Genomic DNA, 25023 nt, shown 5'->3' on the forward strand with positions numbered 1-25023 from the left:
TGTTATCTTAAGGATTCAATAAATCTCCAACTTCTTTTTTAATAAAGGATAACGCAGCGTCCGTAGGCGACGGTATTTCTAGCATTTCTCTAAGAACGACTTCGCGAAGTTTGTCTGCTGAATCTGTTTTTTCAGATAAATTTGCCTTTTGAATCAGTTGGATTACTTTGTTTTTAGAAACAATAATTGCGCTCCAGCACTGATCGCTCATATATATTTGTTGTGCTAAGTTGTGACTGAACTCTTGCTCAATACTCATAATCAACAAACGTTCGTAATCTGTTTTGTCAGAAGAATTTGGTCCTACTCTAATTAATAATTTTGAAGGTGTAACGCGTTCTAAAAACAGTGAAAGTCGCTCATACGCTTGCAAACGGATTGGCAAGGCTTCTTTTTGTGCTTCTTTGTGTAATAAATAACGTCTTCTTTTATCTTCGTTTGCAATGTGATCTCTAAAGAAAAAATAAGCAATTCCTCCAGTAATAACTGCTGGGACAGCATACATTAACAAGTCAAAAATTCTATCTTCCATAAATAATAGCAGTTTTAGCAAACATAATACGTTTTTACTAACTGAGCAAATAAACATTTATTGTATGAAAGTACTGTTTACATTCATAAAATAGCTGTTTCTTTCAATGGAAACTATTTTAAAGTTACCAAAAGCCTTTCTAGTGTTTTTTTAATAAATATGCGAGATGATTTTGATTTCCGTTGAGATTCTTCTAGTTTTAACAACAAACAAATTCACAAGAGTTCTTGTTAAGTATACCTTGTATATGCGCTGAAAAAATCAACAAACTAAACGAATGAAAGACCAGAAAGTTACCCTAAAATATATTCTAACAGGAATACTCGCCGTAGCATTCACTTGGTTTATTCACGAATTTACACATTGGCTTACAAGCGAATTATTAGGATACGAAACCATTATGCGATTAAATGGAACAGCATCTGTTAAAGGACAAAACCCTACCGAACTGCATAAAGCTTTGATTTCTATTTCTGGACCAATTATAACGATTATACAAGGACTCATTGTTTTTATATTGCTAAAATCAAGAGGTTGGAATAAATACCTTTATACACTGTTATTTACAGCATTTTATATGCGACTTTTAGCGGGACTAATGAATTTTATAATGCCGAATGATGAAGCGCGCGTTGGTCAATATCTAGGAATCGGAACGTTTACACTATCTATAATTATCAGTGGACTTTTATTTTTTATGATTTATAAAATAGCAAGAAAATACAAACTAAATTGGAAATTTCAACTTTGGACAGTTCTTATTATTTTGTTAGCCAGCTCGATTTTGATACTTTCAGATCAATTTTTTAGAATTAGAATCTTATAGAAAATTCTTGTTAATAACTTTGATTTTAAGTAGGATTCTTATAGTTTTAGCAATAGACAAATCGATTTAGACTAAATGAGAATTCATATTAGTTCCTTTTATACATGCGTTGTATATAATTAACCAAAAAATGTTAAAAAATGAAAAGTTGGACTAAAAAAGTATTCTCTAAAAAAGAGAAGAATAACTTAGGGAAAACTCTTGAAAAAGCTGAATTAATTAGGCTAGATGATATTGATACAACTCGTGAAATATGGAATGTTTTACAAAAGAGTGGAATTAATAATTATGACGAATTTTATAATGTTTGTCTATATTCTTCGATTGTGTATAATGATATATCTATTTTATTTGACAATTATCAAACCTCAAATAGTGAAACTCAAGTAAATTTATTCGGACGTTTATTATGTATGACAATAATTGAATTTCTTGATGATATTAACCCTCTAATTGGCAATAGTTTGAGAAAAGAACTTGAATCCAATGATATGCCTGAGTTTATAGATGAATTAAAAGAAATTGGAAGAGAATTTGCATTGTTAAAAAGAGAAAATAATATAGAACTACGTATGATACGAAATAATTCGGCTGCTCATAAAACAAAAAAAGCAAAAGATTTAATAGATTTCACAAAAGAAACTCCTTTTAAAAATTTAGACGAATTAGCAACTAAAATTAGTGTAACAAATAATAAATTGACTAATCTAACCACAAAAATAATAGTTAAAATAACAGAAATCATTAGTTTGAAGTTTGAGAATATAAATAATAAAAAGTCGTAAAATATGGCTATAAAACATAGTAAATAATTGTTAAATTTAAAGGCTTGTGCTTATTTGTAAAAAACATTCTCATCGAGAAGCTCTACAAACTTCATCAATTTAAAATTACCGTTCTTTACGTTTAAATTATCCCGAAAGCATAACATACACATGAAGCCAGTAACCGTAACAATATTAAAAAAAGAATTAAAAGAACATACGCATCAAGAACTGATTGAGATTTGTTTGAAACTGGCGAAATTTAAGAAAGAAAACAAAGAATTACTGACGTATGCACTTTTTGACTCTCGCGATGAGGATCAATATATTCGGGAAATTAAAGAGGAAATTGACGTAGAATTTTCAAAGTTAAATCACGACAGTTTATATTATGTCAAAAAAAGCATCCGTAAAATTTTACGCTTGCTCAAAAAATACATTCGATACTCCAAAAAGAAAGAAACCGAAGCTGATATTTTATTACACTTTTGCGGAAAATTAAAAGAATTAAAGCCCGCACATAAGCGAAGTCTTCAAATCATAAATATATACGACCGACAATTAGCAATGGCTAAAAAAGCAATCAGTACGCTGCATGAAGACATACAATATGACTTTCACTTGGAGATTGAAGAATTAGAGGATAACTAATCTATTTGCAACTTCTTATTCTACAACAATTATTAAAAATTAAAAAGTTGTCATAGAAAGTCTTTTTTCTTGACTCTAAAAGCGCAGCGATCTTATTTCTTCACATTTCCACCCAAATACACACAATCTTTCAAAGCTTGCATGTTTGTAAACGGTACAACCGTTTTTTCATAGTTATACGTACTGTCCAATTCTTTGGATAAATTATGATCGGCTACATTGACTTCTACATCTTTCATGTTGAATTGACACGGATGTTCATGACCTGCGGCATGTGTAATTTCAATAAACTCTTTTCGGAATGTTTTAAAATATTGCGCCAATCGAACTGATTTTAATGTCGGATCAATTCCGGCTTGCAACCATTTACTTTGTGTAGCAACTCCTGAAGGGCATTTATTCGTATGACAAACTTTAGCCTGAATACAACCAATACTCATCATAGCTTCACGTGCTACATTAATACAATCAACGCCCATTGCGAACGCCATTGCAGCTTTTGCAGGAAAACCTAATTTTCCACTTCCAATAAACACAATACGCTCTGTCAATCCTTTTTGCTGAAATAATTTATACAAATCTGTAAACCCGTATACCCAAGGCAATGATACATGATCGGCAAAACTTGGTGGCGCAGCTCCGGTTCCGCCTTCGCCGCCATCAACCGCAATAAAATCTGGTCCTTTTCCTGTAGCTTTCATAATATCAGCCAATTCTTCCCATTGTTCTAATTTTCCGATAGCTGCTTTAATTCCAACTGGCAAACCAGTTGCTTCAGCAATAGCTTCTACAAAATCGACCAATTCAGGTACATTAGAAAACGCTTTGTGATTTGGAGGTGATAATACATCTTTCCCAATTTCAACACCTCTAATTTTAGCAATTTCAGAAGTAATTTTTGCACCAGGTAAAACACCACCTTTTCCGGGTTTTGCACCTTGTGATAATTTTACTTCAATGGCTCTAATAAAAGGATTATCTTCTACCAGTTTGATCATTTTCTCCATAGAAAAACCACCATCTTCCGCACGAACCCCAAAATAACCTGTTCCGAAATGAAACACAACATCGCCACCATTACTGTGATACGGAGACAATCCGCCTTCACCAGTATTATGATAGGCATCAGCCATTTTTACACCTTTATTCATGGATTCTACTGCTTTCGCAGACAATGAACCAAAACTCATTGCTGATATATTAATCACTGAACCTGGACGATACGGACGTTTTCTTTTATTAAATTCACCCATAACTTTGGCACATGGCAAAAATGTTTTATCAATTGCATTGGGATGATTTTCAGCTATTTGATATGGCATCATGGCATTATTAATAAACACATGATGATGCGCATAAATATCTCTATCAGTTCCAAAACCTTCGTAATTGTTTTCTTTTTTCGCAGAAGCATAAATCCAGCCGCGTTCAATACGGTTAAACGGTAATTCTTCACGGTTATTTGCTACAAAATATTGTCTTATTTCGGGACCAATACTTTCAAGCATATATCGAAAATGACCAACAATTGGGTAGTTGTGACTTATAGTATGACTCTTTTGTAAAATATCTCTAATGGCAACAATAGCAAGCCCAATAAGAATCCACATCCACCATGAAATACTTCCTAAAAAGTGTAAAACTGCATCCATATAATTTAGTTATTTAGGTAATCGATACTTAATTGAATAAACGTTTTTACGCCGAGTTTCATTCCGCTTTCATCAATATAAAAATCAGGTGTATGATGCGAAGTTGCTTCTTTATCAACTGATTTTCCGCCTAAGAAGAAATACAAACCTGGTACTTCTTTTTGAAAGAACGAAAAGTCTTCTGCGCCTGTAATCGCTCTAATTATATTTACATTGTCTGCACCTGCTGCTTTTTGTAATGAAGGCAACATTTGTGCTGTTAGTTTTGGATCATTATAGGTAATAGGATATCCTTTTTCAATTTCTATAGTTGCTTCAGCTCTGTATGCTTTTGCAATTGCGGGAACCATTTCTTTCATTCGTTTGTTAATGAATGCTTGCATGTCATAATCTAATGTGCGAATGGTTCCAATCATCGTTGCTTCTTCAGGAATGATATTGCTACGAACACCACTTGTAATTTTTCCAATAGTAATCACAGCGCCTTCTTTCGTCAATTCAGATTCTCTACTGATGATGGTTTGCAATCCGTCAATAATTTTTACACTTGTCATAATCGGATCGATACTTGACCAAGGCCGTGAACCGTGACTCTGCTTTCCTTTTACTTTGATTTCAAAACTCTGTGAAGCAGCCATAATTCCGCCAGCTTTATAATTGATTGTTCCAACATCTTGTCCAGCGCTAATGTGCAATCCGAAAATGGCATCAACATCAGGGTTTTTTAAGACACCTTCTTTTACCATCATTTCTGCGCCGCCTTCTTCGCCTTTTGGTGCGCCTTCTTCCGCAGGTTGGAAAATAAACTTGATGGTTCCTCTAATTTTATCTTTATGTTTTGAAAAAATCTCTGCAACGCCCATTAATATGGAAATATGTGTATCGTGTCCGCATGCATGCATTACGCCAGTTTCAACACCATTAAACGTAGTTCTAACGTTTGATTTGAAAGGAATATCTGTACGTTCTGTGACTGGAAGTGCATCAATATCAGCACGTAAAGCCAATACTTTTCCGGGAAGATCACCTTTTAAGATTCCGACAACACCAGTATGTGCAACACCTGTTTGTACTTCTAAACCTAACGAACGAAGGTGTTTGGCAATTTTTTCCGCAGTTTTAAATTCTCTATTTGACAATTCTGGATTCTCGTGAAAATCACGTCTCCATTCAATGAGTTTTGCTTCAATAGCATCAATATCCTTTTCAAATACGTCTTGTGCATGTGTATAACAAAAGCCAAGAAAAAATACTGCAAGTAATAGTTTTTTCATAATAGTGTAAGATTGGATGATTGTAAACATAGTTTGTTTACAGGAAATTCAAATATATTCAATTTTTTTGTTTGTGAAACGCTATTTACAAAAGAAGGTATAATAAGAAAGCTTCCAGTTTCCTGAAAGCTTCTGTTATTGTAGTCAATATTCTTTTTTTAAGTACTAATAATCATAGCCAATATCATCATCGTCATCATAGTCATAATCATCATTGTAGTCATCATCATCATCACACTGAAAATTATTAGAATTTACTTTAAACCCAGCTAGCATTGGATCGTTTTTAACATGAAAACTTGAAACAACCGCTCTTTCTAGCGCCAATTTTTTTAAGATTTGTTTTTCCATAATTAAAAGTTTTATATCAATAAGTTAGAATTATAAAATATGAAAACTTGATCATTACGAATGCTCGTAATATTTTTTACTTTTCATTAAAATAAAGTTAAGAAACAAAAAAATATATAACAAAAAAACTTCCAGTTTCCTGAAAGCTTTTTTTGATCTTTTTAAAGTTAAAATATGTTGTATTATGAATTGTAAACTGGTGTTGGAAATAATTCTTTGAATGTAGTTAGTACCTCATAAGCATTTTCACAAATTCCTTGCGTTGGCACATGATTTGTAGCTTCAGAAAAACGAGCACAAATTACTTGTTCATATACCTGTTGAAAAGTATACTTACCAACATAAAATTTATAATAAATATAGAGCGCAGTAATAGTAACAGATCTGCTTCCACCATCATGGCAATGTATATATAAGTTTCCTTGTGGAAAAAAGTTGGTCATGCCATCTTCTTTTTGTTGTTCTTCAGATGGAAAACTTAATAATTGCTCAGCCATATATATTGCGGCTACCAATGTCATCATTTTATTTTCATTCCCATCAACTAATCCTACCTTACTTAATTGTGTGTGATAATAGTTTGAATGCGGTTTTGGGAATTGTCCTGCCAATGAACGACAATCATCTACATCATATGCTACATTCAGTACACCAGCAATATTATTATCTTGTAAAATTTTAGCAGTTAAATTATAGCCAATACCAACAAGAATAAATTGTGGTGCTTTTGGCAGTAAATTAGGAATCGGAAAAATTGCAGTCATTTTATCTGTACTTGAAAAACCAGTAGGAAGTTTCCAAATAGGAAATACTGAACAAAAAGTTGGCGGTTTGGGATGATGTACTCCGATAACTTTTTTTGCAATTTCTTTTAATTCTTGACAAAATGAATCTGACATAATATTAAAATTTTGGTTGGTTAATTTATACTTTTGATAGTTTACGCACAGGTTCAGGAAATAATGCTTCGTATGTATTTAATACCTCATAAGCATTTTCGCAAATTCCCTGTGTCGGATGGTGGTTCATCGAATGGTTCCAACGCAAACAAATAATACTTCTATATACTTCTTGGAAGATAATATCCGTATGAATAAAGAATTTATAATACAAATACAAAGCTGTAACCGTTACAGAACGACTTCCGCCATCATGACAATGAATAAGTAAGTTTCCTTGTGCAAAGAAATTCACCATTCCGTCCGCTTTTTGTTCAGTAGGCGAAGGGAAATTTAACAATTGATCAACTTCATAAATTGCTGCAAGTAGGGTTTCTATTTTATTTTCACTTCCGTCAACCAAACCAACTTTATTGAGTTGATTCAAATAATACTTTTCATTATTTGAAAGCTCAAACGGCAATGCTGCTCTTTTGTCTACTTCTGGATCTGAGAATGGAATTTGTAAATCTGCCGCATCATTTTCATCATACGCTACATTTAAAACTGCCGCAATTTGATTGTCAATAATAGCTTGCTCGCTTAATAAAAAACCTGCACCAACAAAAATATATTGTTCCGTCATTCCTTTTGGTAAACTTTCAGTAGGAATTTGAAAAATACAAGTCATGGCTGTGTTTGAAAAGTTTCCTGCGGGTTGCAAAGGATTTAATCCACATAAATCGATAGCACTGATGGTTTGTAATTCTTCACAAAAAGAAAGTTTTTTGGGATCAACAATAATATGATCTGTATCTCCAAACATTAACAATTGTGGAATTTGATCCAAAGAATAGCCTTTATTTCCATTATAGGTAAGTTTCCAAACCAAATCAAAACAATCTTCTGGCCATTTTGTAGTGGGTACTTTTTCTGCTCCAAAAGCAGTTGCAATCGCTGCAATATCTGTGTGTTGCCATGCAATTGCAATAGTTGTGTCTGTATGTGTATCATCTCCAAGAATATGTGTAATCATTTCTTGGTATTGAAATTTTAAATAGGTGTCATTTAATTTCTTGCCTAATTTTTCAGCCAAAGGCGTTACGGTTTCCCGTGGTCGTTCACTATGGCTTTTAGCTCCAACACCAGCTGCAAAAATAGCATCAATAGTACCGAAAGTGTTTGGTAGATAATTAGCAAGCGCTGCCGCACGATCATATCCTTTGGCAGATAGGTTTTCATTACTTGTATCAGTAGGCTTTTCAGCGTGTCTTAAAATCAAGATTTCTTTAGGATATCCCATGGAATAATTTTTTTATAAAAGTAGAAAAATAATCATAATCTACACAAAGGTGTTTCTACGTGATTTTAATGCTTTACTTTACAGGAAAACCACTCTTTTGTTTCAAAGTTAAATACACTACTTTTATAACAATAAATCGTTTAAAAGATGAAAAACTATACACTATTATTATTCACAACTTTGCTTGTGTATACAAGTTTTGGACAAAATACAACTTCGGCAGAAGATAACAATGCATTTAATGATTACTATCCGATTGCGGTAAAACCTTCTTTCAGTTATCAATCAAATATGAACTCACAAGAAAATATTCTTTTTGATGCCAAACCAGTTGTGTATTATAGTATTTACAACAATATGCGTAAAAATATGCAAGAAAGTATCAGCAAACCAAGCGATGCTATTTATATTACTTTTCAACCGCATATTCGCATGTATGCGGAAAATTCAAAACCTGTAAAAACACCTTCGTACCGCATTCTATTTGGTTGGCAACGAATGGTTAAAACAAAGAGTAACAACTTTTTTGCTTGGGCAATAGAAACGGGGCATTATTCTAACGGACAATCTGGATGTGCATTTTTAAGTGGCGCAGAGGATGAATCAATGGAATGCAACGATTTTCATGCAACGATTACGGATGCAAGTAATTTATCAAGTTTATTAAACAGAACCAACGGGAACTTTTCAACCAATACTACAAAATTGTCGTTTAACTTTAGGTTTAATAATTTGAATCAATTTGACAAACCCTACAAAGTACATTCATTTACCGTTTCATGGGAACTCTATCACAACAAATTCATCGGACTGTTTGATTTTGGTGGGTATTCAGATTTTGACATAGATATTTATGGTCACAATCGGTTTAACTTAGGCTACGAGTTCGTTCATGTATGGAAACCAAACTTGCGGTATGCTTTTGAGCAAAAATTTGAAATCATTCAAGGTGCGCATCCTTTTGTAGAACCTTTGCGCAGCGAAACTACATTTACATTGTATCCGTTTGATCGTGATATCGGTATTTTTGCAAGCTATGTCTATGGACATGACAATTACAATTACCGTTTTGTCGATTCGGGAAATCAAATCGCTATTGGCGTAAGTTGGGATTGGTTTACACCATTTCAAATAAAAAGAGCAAAACAAATTCGAGAGTCTAATACCGAAGATGAACCCTAAGAAATTATAAATGTTGAATGCTAAATTTTAAATGTAAAAGTATTTTTGCAAACAACTAACAACTAACAACTAACAACAAACAACAAACAACAGAGAACAGAGCGCAAAGAACAAAGCGCAAAGAACAAAGAACAAAGAGCAAAGAACAAAGAGCAAAGAGCAAAGAGCAAAGAACAAAAAGCCACGAATAGTTGGTGATAAAAAGCCAAAAGCTAACCGCAAATAGCTAAAAGAGGAAAAAAGTGCATAACTTTCAAATAGAACAGTTGTAATAGCGAGTTGAGTGTTTTATTTTTGGGATAATTATGGAGCAAGACATTCAACACTACATTGCGCAGCTAAATGAAGCACAACGCGCACCAGCAATTCACAAAGATGGCGCGTTAATGGTGATCGCAGGCGCAGGTTCTGGAAAAACAAGAGTACTTACGTATCGCATCGCTTATTTAATGAGTCAAGGTGTAGATTCATTTAATATATTGGCATTGACGTTTACCAACAAAGCCGCGCGTGAAATGAAAAAGCGTATTGCGGATATTGTCGGTGGAAGTGAAGCGAAAAACTTATGGATGGGAACTTTTCACTCCATATTTGCCAAAATCTTACGTTTTGAAGCAGATAAATTGGGCTATCCAAGTAATTTTACCATTTACGACACACAAGATTCTGAACGTTTAATTCGCTCCATAATCAAGGAAATGCAACTTGATAAAGACATTTACAAATACAAACAAGTACGTTCGCGAATTTCTTCTTTTAAGAACAATCTCATCACAGTTCGCGCGTATTTCAATAACTCAGACCTAGTAGAAGCAGATGCGATGGCAAAACGTCCGAGAATGGGCGAAATCTATCAAGAATATGTAGAGCGTTGCTTTAAAGCTGGCGCAATGGATTTTGATGATTTATTATTAAGAACGAATGAATTACTAAATCGTTTTCCAGATGTCTTAGCAAAATACCAAAACCGATTCCGATATATATTAGTGGATGAGTACCAAGATACAAACCATTCACAATATTTGATCGTGAAGGCTTTGGCAGATCGTTTTCAAAATATATGTGTTGTTGGTGATGATTCTCAGAGTATTTATGCCTTTCGTGGCGCAAATATCAACAACATTCTAAACTTCCAGAAAGATTACGAAAATGTTGAAATGTATCGTTTGGAACAAAATTACCGCTCTACCAGAAACATTGTAGAAGCAGCGAATTCAGTCATTGAACAAAACAAAACCCGAATAGATAAAGTAGTTTGGACCGCCAATGAACCTGGTGGACAAATAAAAGTAAACCGAAGTGCAACCGATGGAGAAGAAGGTCGATTTGTAGCAAGCTCAATCTTTGAAACTAAAATGCGCGAGCAATTACACAATGGCGATTTTGCTATTCTGTATCGCACCAATGCACAATCGAGAGCAATGGAGGACGCGTTGCGTAAGCGTGACATTCCGTATCGTATTTACGGAGGTTTGTCATTCTATCAACGTAAGGAAATCAAGGATGTTTTGGCGTATTTACGTTTGATTGTGAATCCGAAAGATGAAGAAAGCTTAAAACGTGTCATAAACTATCCTGCGCGTGGAATTGGACAAACGACGATTGACAAATTAGTGGTTGCAGCCAAACATTACGGGCGATCTATGTTTGAAGTGATGGAAAACATTTCCAAAATTGATCTCAAAATAAATAGTGGGACAAAAAATAAATTAGAAAACTTTACCACAATGGTTAAAAGTTTTCAGATTATGAGTGAAGGCGCAAATGCATTTGAATTGACAGCGCATGTGACTAAAACTACAGGTTTGGTACAAGAACTCAAAAAAGATGGAACGCCAGAAGGAATTGCACGTATTGAAAACATTGAAGAATTACTCAATGGTATCAAAGATTTTGTGGAAGGACAAGAAGATGTAGTAGATGCAACAGGCGCTTTGGCGGAATTTTTGGAAGATGTGGCTTTGGCTACGGACATGGATAATGACAAAGGCGATGATGATCGAGTAGCTTTGATGACGATTCACTTGGCAAAAGGATTGGAATTTCCGTATGTATATATTGTTGGAATGGAAGAAGATTTATTTCCTTCCGGAATGAGTATGAATACGCGAAGTGACTTGGAAGAAGAACGTCGTTTGTTTTATGTAGCGTTGACACGCGCAGAAAAGCAAGCCTATCTAACGTATACGCAAAGTCGTTACCGTTGGGGAAAATTGGTCGATGCTGAACCAAGCAGATTCATTGAAGAAATTGACGAAAAATATTTAGATTACATCACACCAGTTGATAGTTATCGTTACAAACCATTGATTGACAATGATATTTTTGGCGAAGTAGACAAAAGTAAGTTGCGTTTGCAGAAACCAAAAACAGGACGTCCACCAGTTGTGGGAAGTCCATCAGCAGAACAAATTCGGAAACTAAGAAAGATAAAACCATCTTCTTCAGATTCACCGCCAAGTCCAAGTTTATTTGATGGCGATTTAGCACCAGGAACAAAAGTAGAACATACACGATTTGGTCGTGGGGAAATCTTAAAAGTTGATGGCGTTGGAGCTGATAGAAAAGCAGAAATTCGTTTTCAAGTTGGCGGAATCAAAAAGCTATTGTTGCGCTTTGCGAAGCTGAAAGTGTTGGAGTAGTAAGTTGCTGTTTGTTGTAGAGCATAAAAAAAAATAGATGATTGAAATAAAAACATATTGGTCAAAAGAAAATCCTCCTTACGGAGCTTTTGACGAATATGTAATTATAGAATCAATTGTTAATAATAAGCGAATTTTAATACGACCTGAAGAATTTGATTTTTTAGCATCCAATCAAAATAGCGCTTTAAAAATCAGGAAAGATTAATAAATGGCTACACCGAAAAAAAAGCAAGGATTTAGAAAAATTGTAGTTATTAATATCTCTTTTAATTGGAAGTTCTCTGGAGGAATAGATGTTAGACCTGACATTAATAAAAATAATCAACTCCTTATTGATTATGGCTGGTATGATGATTGGTTATATATGAATAATAAAGAAAACAAACCTCCAGATTATAAACCACAAATAGTAACTCCGAATTTCGTTAGAAAGTCAATAGAATTTGCTCTTAAAAACGGTTGGAATATAGATAACAAAACTGGGAAGTTTGAAATTGAATATAAAGCTGGCGAATACAAAATAAAAACCAACAATGAAACATAAAAACGGTCTACAACAAAAGCATAATTGATACACGTTTTTGTGTTTAACCGAAAAATTAATATGTTGGTAAATTATGCTCAATTCGTCAAAAATTGATTGTGTTGGAGCTGATAGAAAAGCAGAAATTCGTTTTCAAGTAGGCGGAATCAAAAAGCTATTGTTGCGCTTTGCGAAGTTGAAGGTTGTTTCTTAGTAGGTTGGTATTTTAGTAGTTGAGAGAGACTTTAAAATTTAGCATTTAAAATTCATCATTTAATATTAAGCCGTTAACTCCTGAATCATTCTTTTAAAATAAGAAAAATAAATTCTTCCCCAAATTGGTTTTTTATCAAAAGCGAAGACTTCTTTCGTTGAAGCATCAATCACTACGGGAATGGTAAATGCTGCCCATTTTTTACCAGATTTCAGTTTTTTACAGTAGATTTTAGCTTCTTCTGTGACATTTTCAGAGATTAGTATAGAAATCACACCAACACCAGATTGCAAGCCTCTTGGCCAACCTTTATAGTTTTTACGACTATACTCAAACGCTTGTTTTAAGTGTGCCTCAATGGTTTGTACCGTAATTTCTTTGTCTTTAAAATCAGATGCGACTATAAAGGTATTTAATTGTGTTGCCATCCAACTCCATTTGAACTTTTTATCATAACCAATCACAGTTGGTTGTTCCAAAATTGAATCTTCAGAGTGAAAGATATTGTCTGATTGTAATTTGCTTTTAATGGATGCTAAATTCATACGATTCGTGTTATTCTTTTAAAAATTTATCTAACAAAGAGAAAAAGGCTAAAAATAATAGTACTCATACGTTTTTAACGCATGTTATTTGTTTTCAATATTGACTACAAGATATAGAAAAATTTAAAAAGAAATCACTTTTATTACGAATTAACAAAAGCGTCTAATCGATCAAAAGCACTTCCCCAACCATTGTAAACGCCCATTTTTTCTTGTTGTTTGCAATATTCTTCCGTTTCATGGATACAATGGAATGTAAAGTACGTAGTATCTCCATCAGCTTTAAAAAGTACATGAATTTCAACATTTTCAGTCATTGGTTTAAAATCGGCAGTAAACACTATTTTTTCATGTTCAATAATTTCAGAATACACACCTTCAGAGATAAAATCGCTTCCATTTGGCATTGGCATGCTGAATTTCCACTTGCCGCCAGCTACAAAATTGTGTTCAATAATATCTAACTTCATTCCGTTTGGAGCCCACCAAGAAGCAATATGTTCCGGTTTTGTCCAAGCTTTCCAAACCAATGCAAGTGGCGCGTTAAAAGTTCTTTTTATTGTAATGGTGCGATTGTCAAGATTACTCATTGTCTTTGTTTTTAGATTGTAATTGTTGTAGATAGTTCTCGAAATTATCAAGCTTATCTTCCCATAATTGTTTATACTGATCAATCCATAAAAATGCGGGAATCAATTTTTTGGGCTGAATCGTGCAAAAACGTTCTCTGCCTTGCTTTTCAATGGTGATAATATCACATTCTTTCAATATTTTTAAATGCTTTGATATGGCAGGACGACTTACATCGAATTTTTCTGCGACAGCATTTATTGTTAGCGTTTCGGTTGCTAATAGTTCAATAATATCTCTACGAACAGGATCGGCAATTGCTTGAAAAACATCTCTTCTCATATTTTATGTAACTAATCGGTTACGAATATAAATGTAACTATTCGGTTACGCAAATATTTTTGAGATTATTTTTGCTTAAAGTAAAAAGTAAATGTGTTTAGAAAATAGGGTAGGAGAATGACAAATTATCTGACAAGTCTAAAAATCTAAGCAGTCTAAGAGATTCCCGCCTACGCGGGAACAAGCTTACCGAACCATACAAACCGAATTGATATTTCCTTTGTAATCGTATTCTTTGACAGGATTTGCTGGATCTAACATCCATTCTTTATCTACAATAAATTTATATTGATGCTTTCCGCCAGAAAGTAATATGGTGAATTTCCAGCCATAATCTGTTTTAAACATTTTAAATCCGTCTTCTGACCAATCATTGAATGATCCTGAAAGTAAAACTTCTTTTGCAGCTTTGTAACCGCGCAATTTAAACGTGTAATACGCTTTTACTTCCACAATAGAATTGTATTCATTAAATTCGTTTCGCACCTTATTTGGATTGCCTTCATCGTTCATCCACCTACCATCAACAATGAATTTATATTCGTATACATTCGGTTTCAATTGTAAGGTAAGATACCAACCGTTTTTCGTCTTTTTCATTTCAAACAGTTGTTCATCCCATTTGTTAAATGAACCAGCCAGCACCACTTTTTCAGCGTTTTCATGACCTTTTAAGAAGAAAGAAGTATTTCCATCTTCGGAAACGTGCGAAGTGTACATTTTAAGATTGTATACGTGTAAATTTTGCCCGTCTCTATCTTTTGCATCTGATAAGTTAATAACTTCACCTTTAGGTTCAGCCCAATAACGTTCATTGATTACAAACTTGAATTCCCATGAAAATTCATCGGTAAAATCAGCAATCTTTTTGCGGAATTCATAGCGATTTTCATCAAGTTTCGTCATGATCCATTTGTCTTTAGCCCAATCGTTGAACTGTCCGGCAACGGCAACATTTTCAATCACAAAATCATGATTTCCGATCGATTTCCGATCTTGTGTTTCGCCATGCATCACTTCTTGATATTCACGTTTATCAAACGTAAAAATCACTTCTTCGCCTTCTATACGGTAGCCTTGCACGGTTTTTTCTTGTGCAAAAATACTCGTGGAAACACAGAGTAGTAATAATAAAGTGATATGTCGAATGATTTTTTTCACGGTTTAAATATAGGCGATTTGATGAAATATAACTTTTCTTTTTTATAATTTATAATCGTACGCTTGTATTTTAGAAATTCGTAACCCAAAACGCCGTCAACGGAAGTTCCATACGCTTCTCGCATTTTCCGAAGATTTGTCACAATTGTATACATTGGACCAACTCCTGAGGTTTCGTTCAGTTTGAAACCATACAATTTCCCTGCCAAAACCCGAATCTTTTTACCATCCGCACTTACCAACGACAGTTTTCGCATTGGACGAAATTTTTCTAGTATTTTTCGGTTGCTATTTTTATTTAATTGATTGAACTCAGCGCCCGTATCTAAAGCAAATCGTACTTTTTCATCGTTGACAAAACCAGAAACTACAATAGTATGTTTTACGAGTTGAAAATCTAAACTGTCTACAATTTCTTCCGCGTAGACTTTTGTGTCAAACTTATTTCCATGCTTATCAACCCGTGACAGCGTAATTTGATTCAAATACAAATCGATAAATACTTCGTAATCTTTCAGAATATTGTAACCAATAATGCCCAATAAGTGCATTTTCTTACTCTTTTCAATATGAGACAAATCGATTACATCCGATTTTTTATTTTTTAGATTGAAATTTTGTAGAATGAACTCGCTCAGCTTTCGTTCGTACGGTTGATCTATAATGCGCGTAACGCTTGTCGTTTGCGTTTTCTTCTTCGTTAATCGTTGTCCTTTCGGGAAATGTACTTTGTTTAAAATCAAGGTTTCAGAACCTGTATCAATGATAAAATTTCCTTTCTGATTTAGAAATTCGGCTTCTACCACAATTAGTTGATCGATGATTTTAAATGGAATTCGCGCGGTATAATCGTTTAAAAACTCTGCTTTTGGAAACAGAATTTTTATAGGATTTTCTTCTTCGCCAGCAAAAAGATTCGTGTAGCTAAAAAAGAAAACCAATGTGGTTAGAATTAGTTTTCGCATGGTATTTTGATTGATGCTATTTAAATATAGACGATCATTTTGGAAAATTGTTGCACTTTACGAAGGATTTAGGATTGTTTTAACATGAAACGTTAGTTTGAGTATGTCAGTTCGAGCGCAGTCGAGAACTACTCTGAAAACTAAATTCATCATACAAACCCAATTCGTAAACTTTTTCTTATTTTAGTGATTGAATAATTTGTAGTTGTATGACTAAGAGAGAAGAACAAACATTACGTAAGCTCACCCAAGAAGAATTAGATGTAATTATTGAAGATCATGCTAATTGGGTAGACTTACTTTTTAATAAGGTAGACCTTAACAAACCTCCAATAGTTAATACAAAAGCGAACCTGTCTTATGTGGACATAAGTGGATTGGATTTGAGTAGAAAGCCTTTAGTTGAGGTAGATTTTACGGGTTCAAATTTAGAAGATGTAAACTTTAATTTTTCTAATTTGATACTTGCAAACTTTAGTCATGCAAATGTCACAAATGCTAATTTTATAGGATGTAACTTAAACAAAGCAGATTTTACTAATACAAACATAACCAATGCCACCTTTCAATACGCATCACTAGATAGTGTAAAATTTACTAAACAGCAACTAGACTCAATTTTCATTACACCAAATTATAATATTGAAAATGAAAAAAATATAGAAGATGAAGCTAGTTTTGAAATTAAAGCACTCAAAAAAGAGTTAGAAGAGCAGAAAAAGAAATTATCAGCACAAGAAGGCGAGGAAGATAAAATTAAAACTGCTACAAAATTATTAGAAGATAAATTAGAAGAAACTGAAGCTATTCTGGCTAAAGAACTTGCTGCAAAAAAAAGCACAAAAGAAGATATCGACATTGGAATCGGACACTTAAAAGCTCCAAATAATTATTTAAAGGCACAAATTAATATTCAATATTGTTTAACTATTTTATATGGAGTTTTAGCAATTATTGCTGTCATATTTTTGTTTCACTATATCAAAGATCATTATAATGAGTTTAAAACTGATTTAACCAAAGAAACTACATTTTTACAATGGTTATTCTACGCCTTGCCAATTGCCGTTTGTTTTTCTTTGATTATTACATTTATCAATCAAATTAACTCACGGTTAAAGAGTGTAATCGCTTTACATGAAAAGAAACGCTATGTAGATTCTATAAGTGGCGGATTGAAAGCTGTGCAAGAATTAAGCGAAAATAACAAAGAAGCACGTTCACGAATTTCTGGCGTGTTAGATGAAATTTTAAACAATACCATTACACTTTCCGAAAAGCTTCAAGAAGATGTATTACCAGATGAAAAACCGATAGATAATAAGGTTTCTATGAGTGTGAAAGATTTAAAGGATTTTTTTTCGAAGTAGGGTTTAGTGCTATTTCACGTCACCTTGAACTTGATTCAAGGTCACATAAAATGGTGTGTGATGCTGAATCAAGTTCAGCATGACGAGAACTTAATTTTTTCAATAATTCACTCTAACGGCTAACAGCCAAAGGCTAAAGGCTAACAGCTAAAAAGAAAGCTTCGCCACCACCAATCGATCACTAGACTTTGTTAAGCGAATGATTTTGACTTCTTTGGTTTCTTTCTTTGTTCCGTAGTATTTGTACAAGGTTACTTTCATAAAGGTCGGATTCTCCACTTTTTGATAGCGATCGCCGAAGTATTTAATCTTTACAAAATAGTTTCCTTTGATGGCTTTTTTTAACGTGAATTCTTCTGGACCAAAACCTTGCGTCATGTCTTGCGACATACGACCGCCAATTTTAGTTTTTGTATGACTGTACCAGCATTCTTCCAAATTCGGATCAATCACGTGTAAGTCAATATCCGTATCATTATGATTCCAATCAACCACGATCCGCACATCAAAAGTTTCTTTCGGAACAGTTGTTTTATCGAGTGCACTCGTAGTTATATCATTTTCATATTCTTCAAGCAAATGATTCAATTCATTGAGCACAATTTTATTGAGACCTCCAAAATTTCGTCTGTGTGAATTCTTGTAAATTTCCCCAGAAATTATTCCGTTTAACAAATCAAAAGCTTCCTGACATTTGCCAACATTTCCATACGCTAAGGCTAAATCTCTGTATGATTGTGCATCTTCCGAACGCAATTCTAATACGCGATTAAATATAAAGACTGCCAACCAATTTTGATTGTTCGCTTGCAATTGATAGCCGTATACTTTCAACAATTCATAATTATCAAAGTCCGTTTCAGCAATGTTAGAAGCAATTCGTTCTGAATACTCCATTGTTTTAAATTCATCTCTAAAAAGATTGGAAACATCTACGTAATACGCTGGTACATCGATGTATTTTGTACGTTGTAATAAGTAAAAATTGTATGCTTCTTCTTTCGTTTTAAACTGACGCAATTCGTTGATATAGTCGGTTTTTACCGTTAAATCGGCAACTTGTAATCGCTTTTTAGATGGTTGACGATGATTTTGAACACTCGTTGTCGTTTGCTGTACTCGTGTTGTATTTGTGAAATTAGCTCCGTTTGCATTTACATTAAAAATGATAGGTAAGGTGTAACGAACACTTACAGTTCTTCCGCCTTGTTTCCCTGGTGTCATTTGTGGTAATAAATTCAATACACGTTTTACTTCTGCTGAAATGCGTTCATGTGGCGATCGGACTGCAATAGTTCCAATAGTTCCTTGTTCAGTAATCGTAAACATAACATCTGCACGTTTTCTTCCTTCGGGAAGATTGAGTGTATTTACCAATGCCAGATTAAAATTTTCTTTTATATGTTCTTGTATTTTTTGTGCGAAACATTGTTTGCTTTCGCTTTTACTTCTAATACTTTCACAACCCGGAAATATTGGAGCAAATTCTATAATATAAAAAGGAATTTCCTCGATGGATTCTTCTATTTCGACGATTTTGACTTCTTGAATAGTATTTAGGATATTAGATCGCACTTCTTGATTTGTACTTCTAATATTTGGACTTTCATTGAATGAAACAGAATTTTCAGATTCTATGACAGTTTCTTCAACTTCTACTTCATCTGCAATAACTTCTATAATATCGCCATTTGGAAATTTCTTTTTGTGAAGTTCAATATCAGCAAGTATTTTGTTGTATTCTTCCAACAATTCTGCTGGCGGTTCAATTTTATAACGCACATAATCCATAACTTGTTCCAACACAATTAAGGATGTAAAGTCAGTAACTAAGCCGTATTGAGTGGCTAAGTTGATAATTTCTGCTTTATTTTCTTTTGAATTTTGGTGTAGATCGTTCAACTTTTTCTGTGCCCACATGCGTGGAACATTTTGTGCTTTTTGCTGTCCGTCTTTAAAGTTTACAATGATGCTTTGTTCCACAGTGGTTCCATATCCAAAATGTAAAACAATACTATCGCTATTGCCTATGTTTTTTCCAGCAATGGAGAATGTATTCCCAACATTTACAGGCAAATTCGGATAGGCTTCTATATGTTGAGCGCTAGAGGTGTAGCCTAAAAATCGATATTGCTGATATTTTAAACCAGAAAATCCTTCTAATGCCGTTTTTGTAGTCAAATTGAGATAAGTTCCATTAGATGATTGTGCCATTCTACTTAAAGCAGCGTGATTGGATTTTGTCAAACTATTGACCACGAATAAAGGAATGGTAGAATTATAGCTTGAAGCACTTAACGACTGAATTCCATCTGAAAATAATAACACAAGATCAGCATCTTTATGTTTGGGATCTTGTATGTCATAGTTTGTTCCGCCATCATAAATAGTATTCTTAATTTCGGTTTTTAAATCGTTCCAATTTCCGTTACGAATGTTGAATGTTTTTTCGGTGATTAACACATTGCTAAACGATTTGAAGTTTACTTTCACATTCTCTAAGTATGAAAAATAAGCGTCTAATAACGCAATTTCTTTTGCTAAATTTCTGTCTTTCATTGAAAGTGAAGCGTCCCAAAAAATAGTAATTTCGGTTGCTTTCTTACGAATGCTTTTTTTCGGGTTTAACGACATAAATGCATAGAAATGATCGTCTGAAATAAATACTTTTTTTGAATTCACTTTCGTTGGAATTTTTATCAGGATGCTTTTATCGGGCGTGTAATTTGACTTTGAGAGCTTTGTTTTAAAATTACGTTGCCAGTTTTCAAATTGCAATCCAGAAACTTGTCCTTCTTCAATAACAGGTTGATCTTCTTGTTCAAAAACGGTAATTTCAAGATTGAACTTGTCTAATTTATTTTTGAAGTGTAATGGTAAATTATAAAAGAAACCATCTTTTTTGTGGAGCAAATCTTGCTCGTACGCTAGCACAACGCGTTTGTAACCTTTTGCCGGAATAGGGTAGATGCGCGCTTTGTAATTGTTTCCCGTGCCTTTTTCTAGTAATGCCGGATCAACTCTTCGGCGAACGACTGCTTCAAAGGCAATTCTTCCGAGTTCTTTGTCAACAACGACGGCTTCTCTAAGTTTGCCGTTTACATCTAGCGCAAAGCGAGAAACATTAAAATTTTCTCCCAAAGGGAAAGATAACTCGCCTTCTAAAATTTGATTGGTAGGATTGTAATACAGCATATCAAAGGTTGTAGTGGCTTTGTTGCCGATAATTTCTACTTTGATATCTAAAGAAGATAAACCTACTTGTGTGTTGCCTGTTTTTAGTACAGGCGGCTCTTGTGCGTTACTGAATGTGGTAAACAACAGTAACAGTACAAATGGTACGAATGTTTTCATAAAATCGGGTTTTGAGACTAAAGTTTTGTCTCTAGAATCAATTTTCATACCGTTTTTTAAGAAAACTTTATGATATGCTTAATCGCGAGTAGCTTTATTTAATACAGACTGGCTTATAGCGTTTGATAAGCGATGTATTGAGCGAAGAAGATAAATACTTTGATTTTTTTAGTAAAAAATGCTGATAGGTTTCATCTTGACTTTTATAATCGGCACCAATCTTTTTTGCAATGGTGAGCGAGTTTATATTTTCAGGAATAATGCTAATGTGTAGGGTTTCAAAATTTAATATATGAAAACAATAATAGAGGATTCCTGTGACCAATTTACTGGTGAGTAATGTTCGTCTGGCACCAAGAATATCATTCACCATGATTCCTAATTCTCCAGAGCCATCAGCAATATTTTTAATCAATACAACGCCTTTTGCTTTGTCTTCGTCTATTACGATAAAAAGGTGCGTATTCTCGGTTTCAATTAAGTTTGCTTTCACCCACGAAACATGACTTTCATACGGAATTACAGCACTATTTCGCATTCCTTTCCGAACTTCAGGACTATTAATCAAGTCATACAGCTTATCGGTATGTTCTGGCAAGAAACGCTCCATGGTTATATTACCAACATGAATTATCATAGGAATTTTTTAACGATTTTACAGGCTTCAGTCAATTTTGACAAATCCACTAGAAAGCTAGGGAAAAATCGAATGTATTGATCATAAAAGCTGACTATTATTTTATTAGCCATGAGTTCTTTCACCACAGCTTTTGTATTGCTTTGTGAACCCAAATTAATATTCCACAATGCACCTTGACCAGCTAAAGATGCTGCAGGCAAATGCTCCAAGACACATTTTTCAATTTCAGTGATATATGTTTCCACATCAAGTTGTTCGTATGCTTTTAATGTTGCAATCACAGATGCACAAGCCATTGGATGATTGAAATAGGTGCCGCCTCCGCGAAATTTTTCTGGAGTGATAAACGTTTTTTCTTGTAAAACTACAGCGATAGGAAAACCACTGCCCATTGCTTTTCCTCCCAAAACAATATCAGGTTTTAAATTGTGTGTTTTAAAGAAGAAAGAAGAACCAGTTCGGTGAAATCCTATGAGAATTTCATCATAAATTTGAAGCACACCAAAGCGTGATGCCAAGTCCTGTAGACTTTGGTAAAAGTTTGATGATGCTTTGAAACCGCCACCACTCATTTGAATGGGTTCAATAATAACAGCCGAAATTGTTCCTTCACGCATGTGATTTTCGCAGATTTCTAGAATTTCACTTTCTTCTTTTTCGCCTACAAATGGAATTCTGATGATTTGATTGTCATCTTTAAGGCAGGATTCAAAACCAAGCTTGTTGGCAAATATGGTTTTTCCATGCATGCTATTTGCAAAACTGATAATTTTAGATTTGCCATTGGATGCCATTGCCATTTTTACTGCAATTTCTACTGCATTTGCACCCGAAGGATAAAAACCATGCACATTGTATCCTTCTACATATTTTTCTACAGCTTCTTTTGCTTGTACGTATACCGACGATTCAATAAATCCGGGAGATGTGTAGGCTTTCAATTGTTTTACTTGTGCACTGACCACTGGAGGAAAATTATGCCCAAGACATACGGAGCCGTAACCCATGCAAAGATCGAAATATTCCTGCTCAGACGTATCTATAAGATAGTCTTCATAAGCATTTGTGATGTTCATTTTTGGTTCAATCATTGGTAAGTGCTTTTACGATACTTTGTGGTGTTGGTAAACGATGGTATTCATCTAGAATACGTCGACGGTTTTCTTTTGAATACTGTTTTTCTAATAGTGTGTCAAGATTTGGTTCAAGTGGCGATAGAAAATCGATAAATTCAGGTTTTCCGCTACGATAAATTCCATCTGACATGTGGTTAAATAAATCTTCACTTAAATCGGCAATATGTCCTTTTCCAAAACATAAAAAAGGAACATCATAATAATAACACATTAATATTGAGTTTGAGAACACATTCCAATAAAAAACGATATCCGATTCACTAACGAGTGTTTCAAACTCTTCTAAGGTTAAGAAATTTAATATTTGTAAGTTTTTAAGCGGAGCTAAAGGTACGCGCAGCATATTTGCTATATTTTCAGGAAATACACAGCGAACACGATTTTCTGTGTTTTGACAAATTTCTTTTAATCTTTCGGCTAATTCCTTGATAAATAGTTCGCCATGTTTGACGAATAGTAAGGTGGAATCAAGCTCGCCTAATACAAAAAGCCAATGATCTTTTTTTTCAGTGTCGTGCTGTGGTTTTTTTTCCTTTAAACAATATTTGTCATTATAAAATAAATAGGCATTTTCCAGATTGCTTTTACATGGAAACCCATAAATATGTGGTAATTCTTTTAAATATTCACTGAGAAAAGTCATTTCATTTTTTAGCGATACCAATGGATTTCCATCAAGTTCAAAAGAACATTCAGGATAACTATCGTACACTCTAACAAAAGGGTCGGTAGTTATTATTGGGCAACCTAATTTCTTTAAATACTCATAAAATAATTGAAATTCCTCCATCGTTGCTAAACCACCATTGACTATTAAATAGCCCGTATTGAGTGAGATTACATCTGGCTTTTCATTTTCTATAATTCTTTCCAGTTCGGTGATAGAAGAGTAGACATATTTGATATCAACAACTTCATCAAAATAGGTTGCTCTTTTTTTTGGTACGACAAAAATGCTTTGAAATGGTTGATTGCGCGCGAAAAAAGTTGCCAGACTCAATTCGCCAAAATCATTTGACGTTATAAATAAGACCTTCATAATGCTTCTGTTTTGTTAGACAAAATTGCTAATGGAGTGTCTAATTCATAATATGGCTGGTGAAGTTTTGGGTTTTTCATGGATTCGTCATCGCATTCTAAACTTTTTATGAGTGTAGCTATGGAAGCGTCATCAAGTGGTATGATTTCTGGATCATTCTCTGGAAACCAAGACGATTTGATGTATTTGTAAAAACCTGGAAAAATTGTTTCCATGTGTCCAAGACCTAGAAAAACAGTCGGTTTTTTGTAGAGTCTGCACAGCAATGTTGAGGCAGAAAATACATTCCAATAGAGCATTAAATCTGATTGGGCTATGAGATCTTCAAAAGCAGCCATACTGCAATAACTCACGTAATTAATATTAGGAATAGCAGTTAGTTTTAATTTTAATATTTCATTTAAAGCTTCTGGGAATACCAAATTGACTTTGATATTGTGGTTTTGAACTAATGAGGTAAATAGCGGAATTAATGTCTTGTGATAACTTCCATCATTGCCGTTTTGCAATAGCAAAAATTCTTCCGATGACATGATAAAAGTCCATTGCTTTCTATCATCCGATGGAACGATTACATCACGCTTGAAAGGATTTGAGAAAGACTGACATGGAGCACCATCAAATTGAACTGGAACCGAATAAAGATGTCTATAAACTGTCAAACGTTCGCTGAGTTCTTTTAATTTGTCTCTTACTTTAGAGCGAAAATCGACAGAATCAGGGTCGTAGTCTAGTTGATCGTAGTAGCGCATGAATGGATCGCTGGTTGATACTGCAATTTTCTTTTCATCTAGATAGTCTAGAAAACTGTAGAATTCAGGAAAAGTTAGGATGTTATTTGGCGCGATTAAATAGGCACTAAAAAGGAGTACTTGCTCTGGTTGTATGTCTCCAATATTTTTTTTTAAATCATCACTTGTATGATATAAAAATTTAGTCGCATTCGGATATTCAACGTGTTCAAACAAACGTTCAGGCAATGCCAAATATACATGAACTGGCTGTTTGAATAGGAGCAATCGTAGCAATACCAACTCTCCAAAATCATTGGAAAATACGAATAGGGTTTTATTCATGGTTGTGAAAGGTTATTAGTAGCCGATTGG

24 protein-coding genes are annotated in these 25023 nt (G+C 34.0%); 8 read left to right on the forward strand and 16 right to left on the reverse strand.

Annotation, left to right across the window (positions count from 1 at the left end; translation table 11 throughout):
- Window positions 1-7: 7 nt before the first annotated feature.
- Window positions 8-532: a DUF7935 family protein gene (locus H2O64_RS16505; RefSeq protein WP_187563315.1), complete on the reverse strand. Its 525-nt coding sequence runs from the start codon at window positions 530-532 to the stop codon at window positions 8-10.
- Between the two features lie 277 nt (window positions 533-809).
- Between H2O64_RS16505 and H2O64_RS16510 the strand changes: the two genes are divergently transcribed.
- The 3 genes from H2O64_RS16510 (at window position 810) to H2O64_RS16520 (ending at window position 2773) form a co-directional block, all read left to right on the forward strand.
- Window positions 810-1358 carry a hypothetical protein gene (locus tag H2O64_RS16510; protein WP_187563316.1) on the forward strand — a complete coding sequence of 183 codons (549 nt, stop codon included), beginning with the start codon at window positions 810-812 and terminating at the stop codon, window positions 1356-1358.
- Window positions 1359-1498: 140 nt separating this feature from the next.
- Window positions 1499-2143 carry a hypothetical protein gene (locus tag H2O64_RS16515; protein WP_187563317.1) on the forward strand — a complete coding sequence of 215 codons (645 nt, stop codon included), beginning with the start codon at window positions 1499-1501 and terminating at the stop codon, window positions 2141-2143.
- A 150-nt stretch (window positions 2144-2293) separates the two neighbouring features.
- Window positions 2294-2773: a hypothetical protein gene (locus H2O64_RS16520; protein ID WP_187563318.1), complete on the forward strand. Its 480-nt coding sequence runs from the start codon at window positions 2294-2296 to the stop codon at window positions 2771-2773.
- A 92-nt stretch (window positions 2774-2865) separates the two neighbouring features.
- Here the strand turns inward: H2O64_RS16520 and H2O64_RS16525 are convergent, their stop codons facing one another.
- The 5 genes from H2O64_RS16525 to H2O64_RS16545 all read right to left on the reverse strand — a co-directional run bounded on the left by H2O64_RS16525 (window position 2866) and on the right by H2O64_RS16545 (window position 8231).
- Window positions 2866-4425: an FMN-binding glutamate synthase family protein gene (locus tag H2O64_RS16525; RefSeq protein ID WP_187563319.1), complete on the reverse strand. Its 1560-nt coding sequence runs from the start codon at window positions 4423-4425 to the stop codon at window positions 2866-2868.
- Window positions 4426-4430: 5 nt separating this feature from the next.
- Complete coding sequence (locus H2O64_RS16530) at window positions 4431-5699, reverse strand: amidohydrolase (protein ID WP_187563320.1); 1269 nt, start codon at window positions 5697-5699, stop codon at window positions 4431-4433.
- 165 nt (window positions 5700-5864) lie between these two features.
- Window positions 5865-6050 (reverse strand): hypothetical protein, encoded by a 186-nt coding sequence (locus H2O64_RS16535; RefSeq protein WP_187563321.1) that lies wholly within the window; start codon window positions 6048-6050, stop codon window positions 5865-5867.
- Window positions 6051-6232: 182 nt separating this feature from the next.
- On the reverse strand, window positions 6233-6949 hold the full coding sequence (locus H2O64_RS16540) for a protein-tyrosine phosphatase family protein (protein WP_187563322.1): 717 nt from the start codon (window positions 6947-6949) through the stop codon (window positions 6233-6235).
- 25 nt (window positions 6950-6974) lie between these two features.
- Window positions 6975-8231 carry a hypothetical protein gene (locus H2O64_RS16545; protein WP_187563323.1) on the reverse strand — a complete coding sequence of 419 codons (1257 nt, stop codon included), beginning with the start codon at window positions 8229-8231 and terminating at the stop codon, window positions 6975-6977.
- Between the two features lie 147 nt (window positions 8232-8378).
- Between H2O64_RS16545 and H2O64_RS16550 the strand changes: the two genes are divergently transcribed.
- The 4 genes from H2O64_RS16550 to H2O64_RS16565 all read left to right on the forward strand — a co-directional run bounded on the left by H2O64_RS16550 (window position 8379) and on the right by H2O64_RS16565 (window position 12602).
- Window positions 8379-9413: a hypothetical protein gene (locus tag H2O64_RS16550; RefSeq protein ID WP_187563324.1), complete on the forward strand. Its 1035-nt coding sequence runs from the start codon at window positions 8379-8381 to the stop codon at window positions 9411-9413.
- Window positions 9414-9718: 305 nt separating this feature from the next.
- A complete protein-coding gene (locus tag H2O64_RS16555) occupies window positions 9719-12055 on the forward strand; it encodes an ATP-dependent helicase (RefSeq protein WP_187563325.1) in 2337 nt (778 codons plus the stop codon).
- Window positions 12056-12092: 37 nt separating this feature from the next.
- The gene (locus tag H2O64_RS16560) at window positions 12093-12263 is read left to right on the forward strand and encodes a hypothetical protein (RefSeq protein WP_187563326.1); all 171 of its coding nucleotides are present in this window, start codon (window positions 12093-12095) and stop codon (window positions 12261-12263) included.
- A 3-nt stretch (window positions 12264-12266) separates the two neighbouring features.
- Entirely contained in the window at window positions 12267-12602 is a 336-nt protein-coding gene (locus tag H2O64_RS16565) for a hypothetical protein (protein WP_187563327.1), read from the forward strand.
- 258 nt (window positions 12603-12860) lie between these two features.
- Here H2O64_RS16565 and H2O64_RS16570 read toward each other — a convergent pair whose 3' ends face one another.
- The 5 genes from H2O64_RS16570 to H2O64_RS16590 form a co-directional block, all read right to left on the reverse strand.
- The gene (locus H2O64_RS16570) at window positions 12861-13340 is read right to left on the reverse strand and encodes a hypothetical protein (protein WP_187563328.1); all 480 of its coding nucleotides are present in this window, start codon (window positions 13338-13340) and stop codon (window positions 12861-12863) included.
- A 143-nt stretch (window positions 13341-13483) separates the two neighbouring features.
- Window positions 13484-13930, reverse strand: a complete 447-nt coding sequence (locus H2O64_RS16575) for an SRPBCC family protein (RefSeq protein WP_187563329.1) — start codon at window positions 13928-13930, stop codon at window positions 13484-13486.
- Window positions 13923-14252, reverse strand: coding sequence for an ArsR/SmtB family transcription factor (locus H2O64_RS16580; RefSeq protein WP_187563330.1), 330 nt, complete (start codon window positions 14250-14252; stop codon window positions 13923-13925). The genes H2O64_RS16575 and H2O64_RS16580 overlap by 8 nt, the downstream gene beginning before the upstream one ends.
- A 186-nt stretch (window positions 14253-14438) precedes the next feature.
- Window positions 14439-15413, reverse strand: a complete 975-nt coding sequence (locus H2O64_RS24315; RefSeq protein ID WP_187563331.1) for a hypothetical protein — start codon at window positions 15411-15413, stop codon at window positions 14439-14441.
- Window positions 15410-16378 (reverse strand): hypothetical protein, encoded by a 969-nt coding sequence (locus H2O64_RS16590; protein ID WP_187563332.1) that lies wholly within the window; start codon window positions 16376-16378, stop codon window positions 15410-15412. Before H2O64_RS16590 ends, H2O64_RS24315 begins: the two co-directional genes overlap by 4 nt.
- Before the next feature lie 209 nt (window positions 16379-16587).
- Here H2O64_RS16590 and H2O64_RS16595 point away from each other — a divergent pair, with 209 nt between their 5' ends.
- On the forward strand, window positions 16588-17748 hold the full coding sequence (locus H2O64_RS16595; RefSeq protein WP_187563333.1) for a pentapeptide repeat-containing protein: 1161 nt from the start codon (window positions 16588-16590) through the stop codon (window positions 17746-17748).
- 147 nt (window positions 17749-17895) lie between these two features.
- Here H2O64_RS16595 and H2O64_RS16600 read toward each other — a convergent pair whose 3' ends face one another.
- From H2O64_RS16600 to H2O64_RS16620, 5 genes are all read right to left on the reverse strand, one after another.
- Window positions 17896-21102 (reverse strand): VIT domain-containing protein, encoded by a 3207-nt coding sequence (locus tag H2O64_RS16600; RefSeq protein WP_187563334.1) that lies wholly within the window; start codon window positions 21100-21102, stop codon window positions 17896-17898.
- 94 nt (window positions 21103-21196) lie between these two features.
- Window positions 21197-21739, reverse strand: a complete 543-nt coding sequence (locus H2O64_RS16605; protein ID WP_187563335.1) for a GNAT family N-acetyltransferase — start codon at window positions 21737-21739, stop codon at window positions 21197-21199.
- Entirely contained in the window at window positions 21736-22833 is a 1098-nt protein-coding gene (locus H2O64_RS16610) for an aminotransferase class III-fold pyridoxal phosphate-dependent enzyme (protein WP_187563336.1), read from the reverse strand. The genes H2O64_RS16605 and H2O64_RS16610 overlap by 4 nt, the downstream gene beginning before the upstream one ends.
- Window positions 22826-23917: a hypothetical protein gene (locus tag H2O64_RS16615; RefSeq protein WP_187563337.1), complete on the reverse strand. Its 1092-nt coding sequence runs from the start codon at window positions 23915-23917 to the stop codon at window positions 22826-22828. Before H2O64_RS16615 ends, H2O64_RS16610 begins: the two co-directional genes overlap by 8 nt.
- Window positions 23914-24993, reverse strand: a complete 1080-nt coding sequence (locus H2O64_RS16620; protein WP_187563338.1) for a hypothetical protein — start codon at window positions 24991-24993, stop codon at window positions 23914-23916. The genes H2O64_RS16615 and H2O64_RS16620 overlap by 4 nt, the downstream gene beginning before the upstream one ends.
- Between the last annotated feature and the right edge of the window lie 30 nt (window positions 24994-25023).

The organism is Kordia aestuariivivens (genome assembly GCF_014397005.1).
Lineage (GTDB): Bacteria > Bacteroidota > Bacteroidia > Flavobacteriales > Flavobacteriaceae > Kordia > Kordia aestuariivivens.

Coding starts and splice junctions, on each gene's coding strand:
- H2O64_RS16555 (WP_187563325.1), top strand. CDS start 9,719: ATGGAGCAAGACATTCAACACTACATTGCGCAGCTAAATGAAGCACAA.
- H2O64_RS16615 (WP_187563337.1), bottom strand. CDS start 23,917: ATGAAGGTCTTATTTATAACGTCAAATGATTTTGGCGAATTGAGTCTG.
- H2O64_RS16550 (WP_187563324.1), top strand. CDS start 8,379: ATGAAAAACTATACACTATTATTATTCACAACTTTGCTTGTGTATACA.
- H2O64_RS16610 (WP_187563336.1), bottom strand. CDS start 22,833: ATGATTGAACCAAAAATGAACATCACAAATGCTTATGAAGACTATCTT.
- H2O64_RS16620 (WP_187563338.1), bottom strand. CDS start 24,993: ATGAATAAAACCCTATTCGTATTTTCCAATGATTTTGGAGAGTTGGTA.
- H2O64_RS16540 (WP_187563322.1), bottom strand. CDS start 6,949: ATGTCAGATTCATTTTGTCAAGAATTAAAAGAAATTGCAAAAAAAGTT.
- H2O64_RS16505 (WP_187563315.1), bottom strand. CDS start 532: ATGGAAGATAGAATTTTTGACTTGTTAATGTATGCTGTCCCAGCAGTT.
- H2O64_RS16560 (WP_187563326.1), top strand. CDS start 12,093: ATGATTGAAATAAAAACATATTGGTCAAAAGAAAATCCTCCTTACGGA.
- H2O64_RS16545 (WP_187563323.1), bottom strand. CDS start 8,231: ATGGGATATCCTAAAGAAATCTTGATTTTAAGACACGCTGAAAAGCCT.
- H2O64_RS16600 (WP_187563334.1), bottom strand. CDS start 21,102: ATGAAAACATTCGTACCATTTGTACTGTTACTGTTGTTTACCACATTC.
- H2O64_RS16510 (WP_187563316.1), top strand. CDS start 810: ATGAAAGACCAGAAAGTTACCCTAAAATATATTCTAACAGGAATACTC.
- H2O64_RS16590 (WP_187563332.1), bottom strand. CDS start 16,378: ATGCGAAAACTAATTCTAACCACATTGGTTTTCTTTTTTAGCTACACG.
- H2O64_RS16530 (WP_187563320.1), bottom strand. CDS start 5,699: ATGAAAAAACTATTACTTGCAGTATTTTTTCTTGGCTTTTGTTATACA.
- H2O64_RS16515 (WP_187563317.1), top strand. CDS start 1,499: ATGAAAAGTTGGACTAAAAAAGTATTCTCTAAAAAAGAGAAGAATAAC.
- H2O64_RS16605 (WP_187563335.1), bottom strand. CDS start 21,739: ATGATAATTCATGTTGGTAATATAACCATGGAGCGTTTCTTGCCAGAA.
- H2O64_RS16575 (WP_187563329.1), bottom strand. CDS start 13,930: ATGAGTAATCTTGACAATCGCACCATTACAATAAAAAGAACTTTTAAC.
- H2O64_RS16525 (WP_187563319.1), bottom strand. CDS start 4,425: ATGGATGCAGTTTTACACTTTTTAGGAAGTATTTCATGGTGGATGTGG.
- H2O64_RS16520 (WP_187563318.1), top strand. CDS start 2,294: ATGAAGCCAGTAACCGTAACAATATTAAAAAAAGAATTAAAAGAACAT.
- H2O64_RS16595 (WP_187563333.1), top strand. CDS start 16,588: ATGACTAAGAGAGAAGAACAAACATTACGTAAGCTCACCCAAGAAGAA.
- H2O64_RS16580 (WP_187563330.1), bottom strand. CDS start 14,252: ATGAGAAGAGATGTTTTTCAAGCAATTGCCGATCCTGTTCGTAGAGAT.
- H2O64_RS16565 (WP_187563327.1), top strand. CDS start 12,267: ATGGCTACACCGAAAAAAAAGCAAGGATTTAGAAAAATTGTAGTTATT.
- H2O64_RS16535 (WP_187563321.1), bottom strand. CDS start 6,050: ATGGAAAAACAAATCTTAAAAAAATTGGCGCTAGAAAGAGCGGTTGTT.
- H2O64_RS16570 (WP_187563328.1), bottom strand. CDS start 13,340: ATGAATTTAGCATCCATTAAAAGCAAATTACAATCAGACAATATCTTT.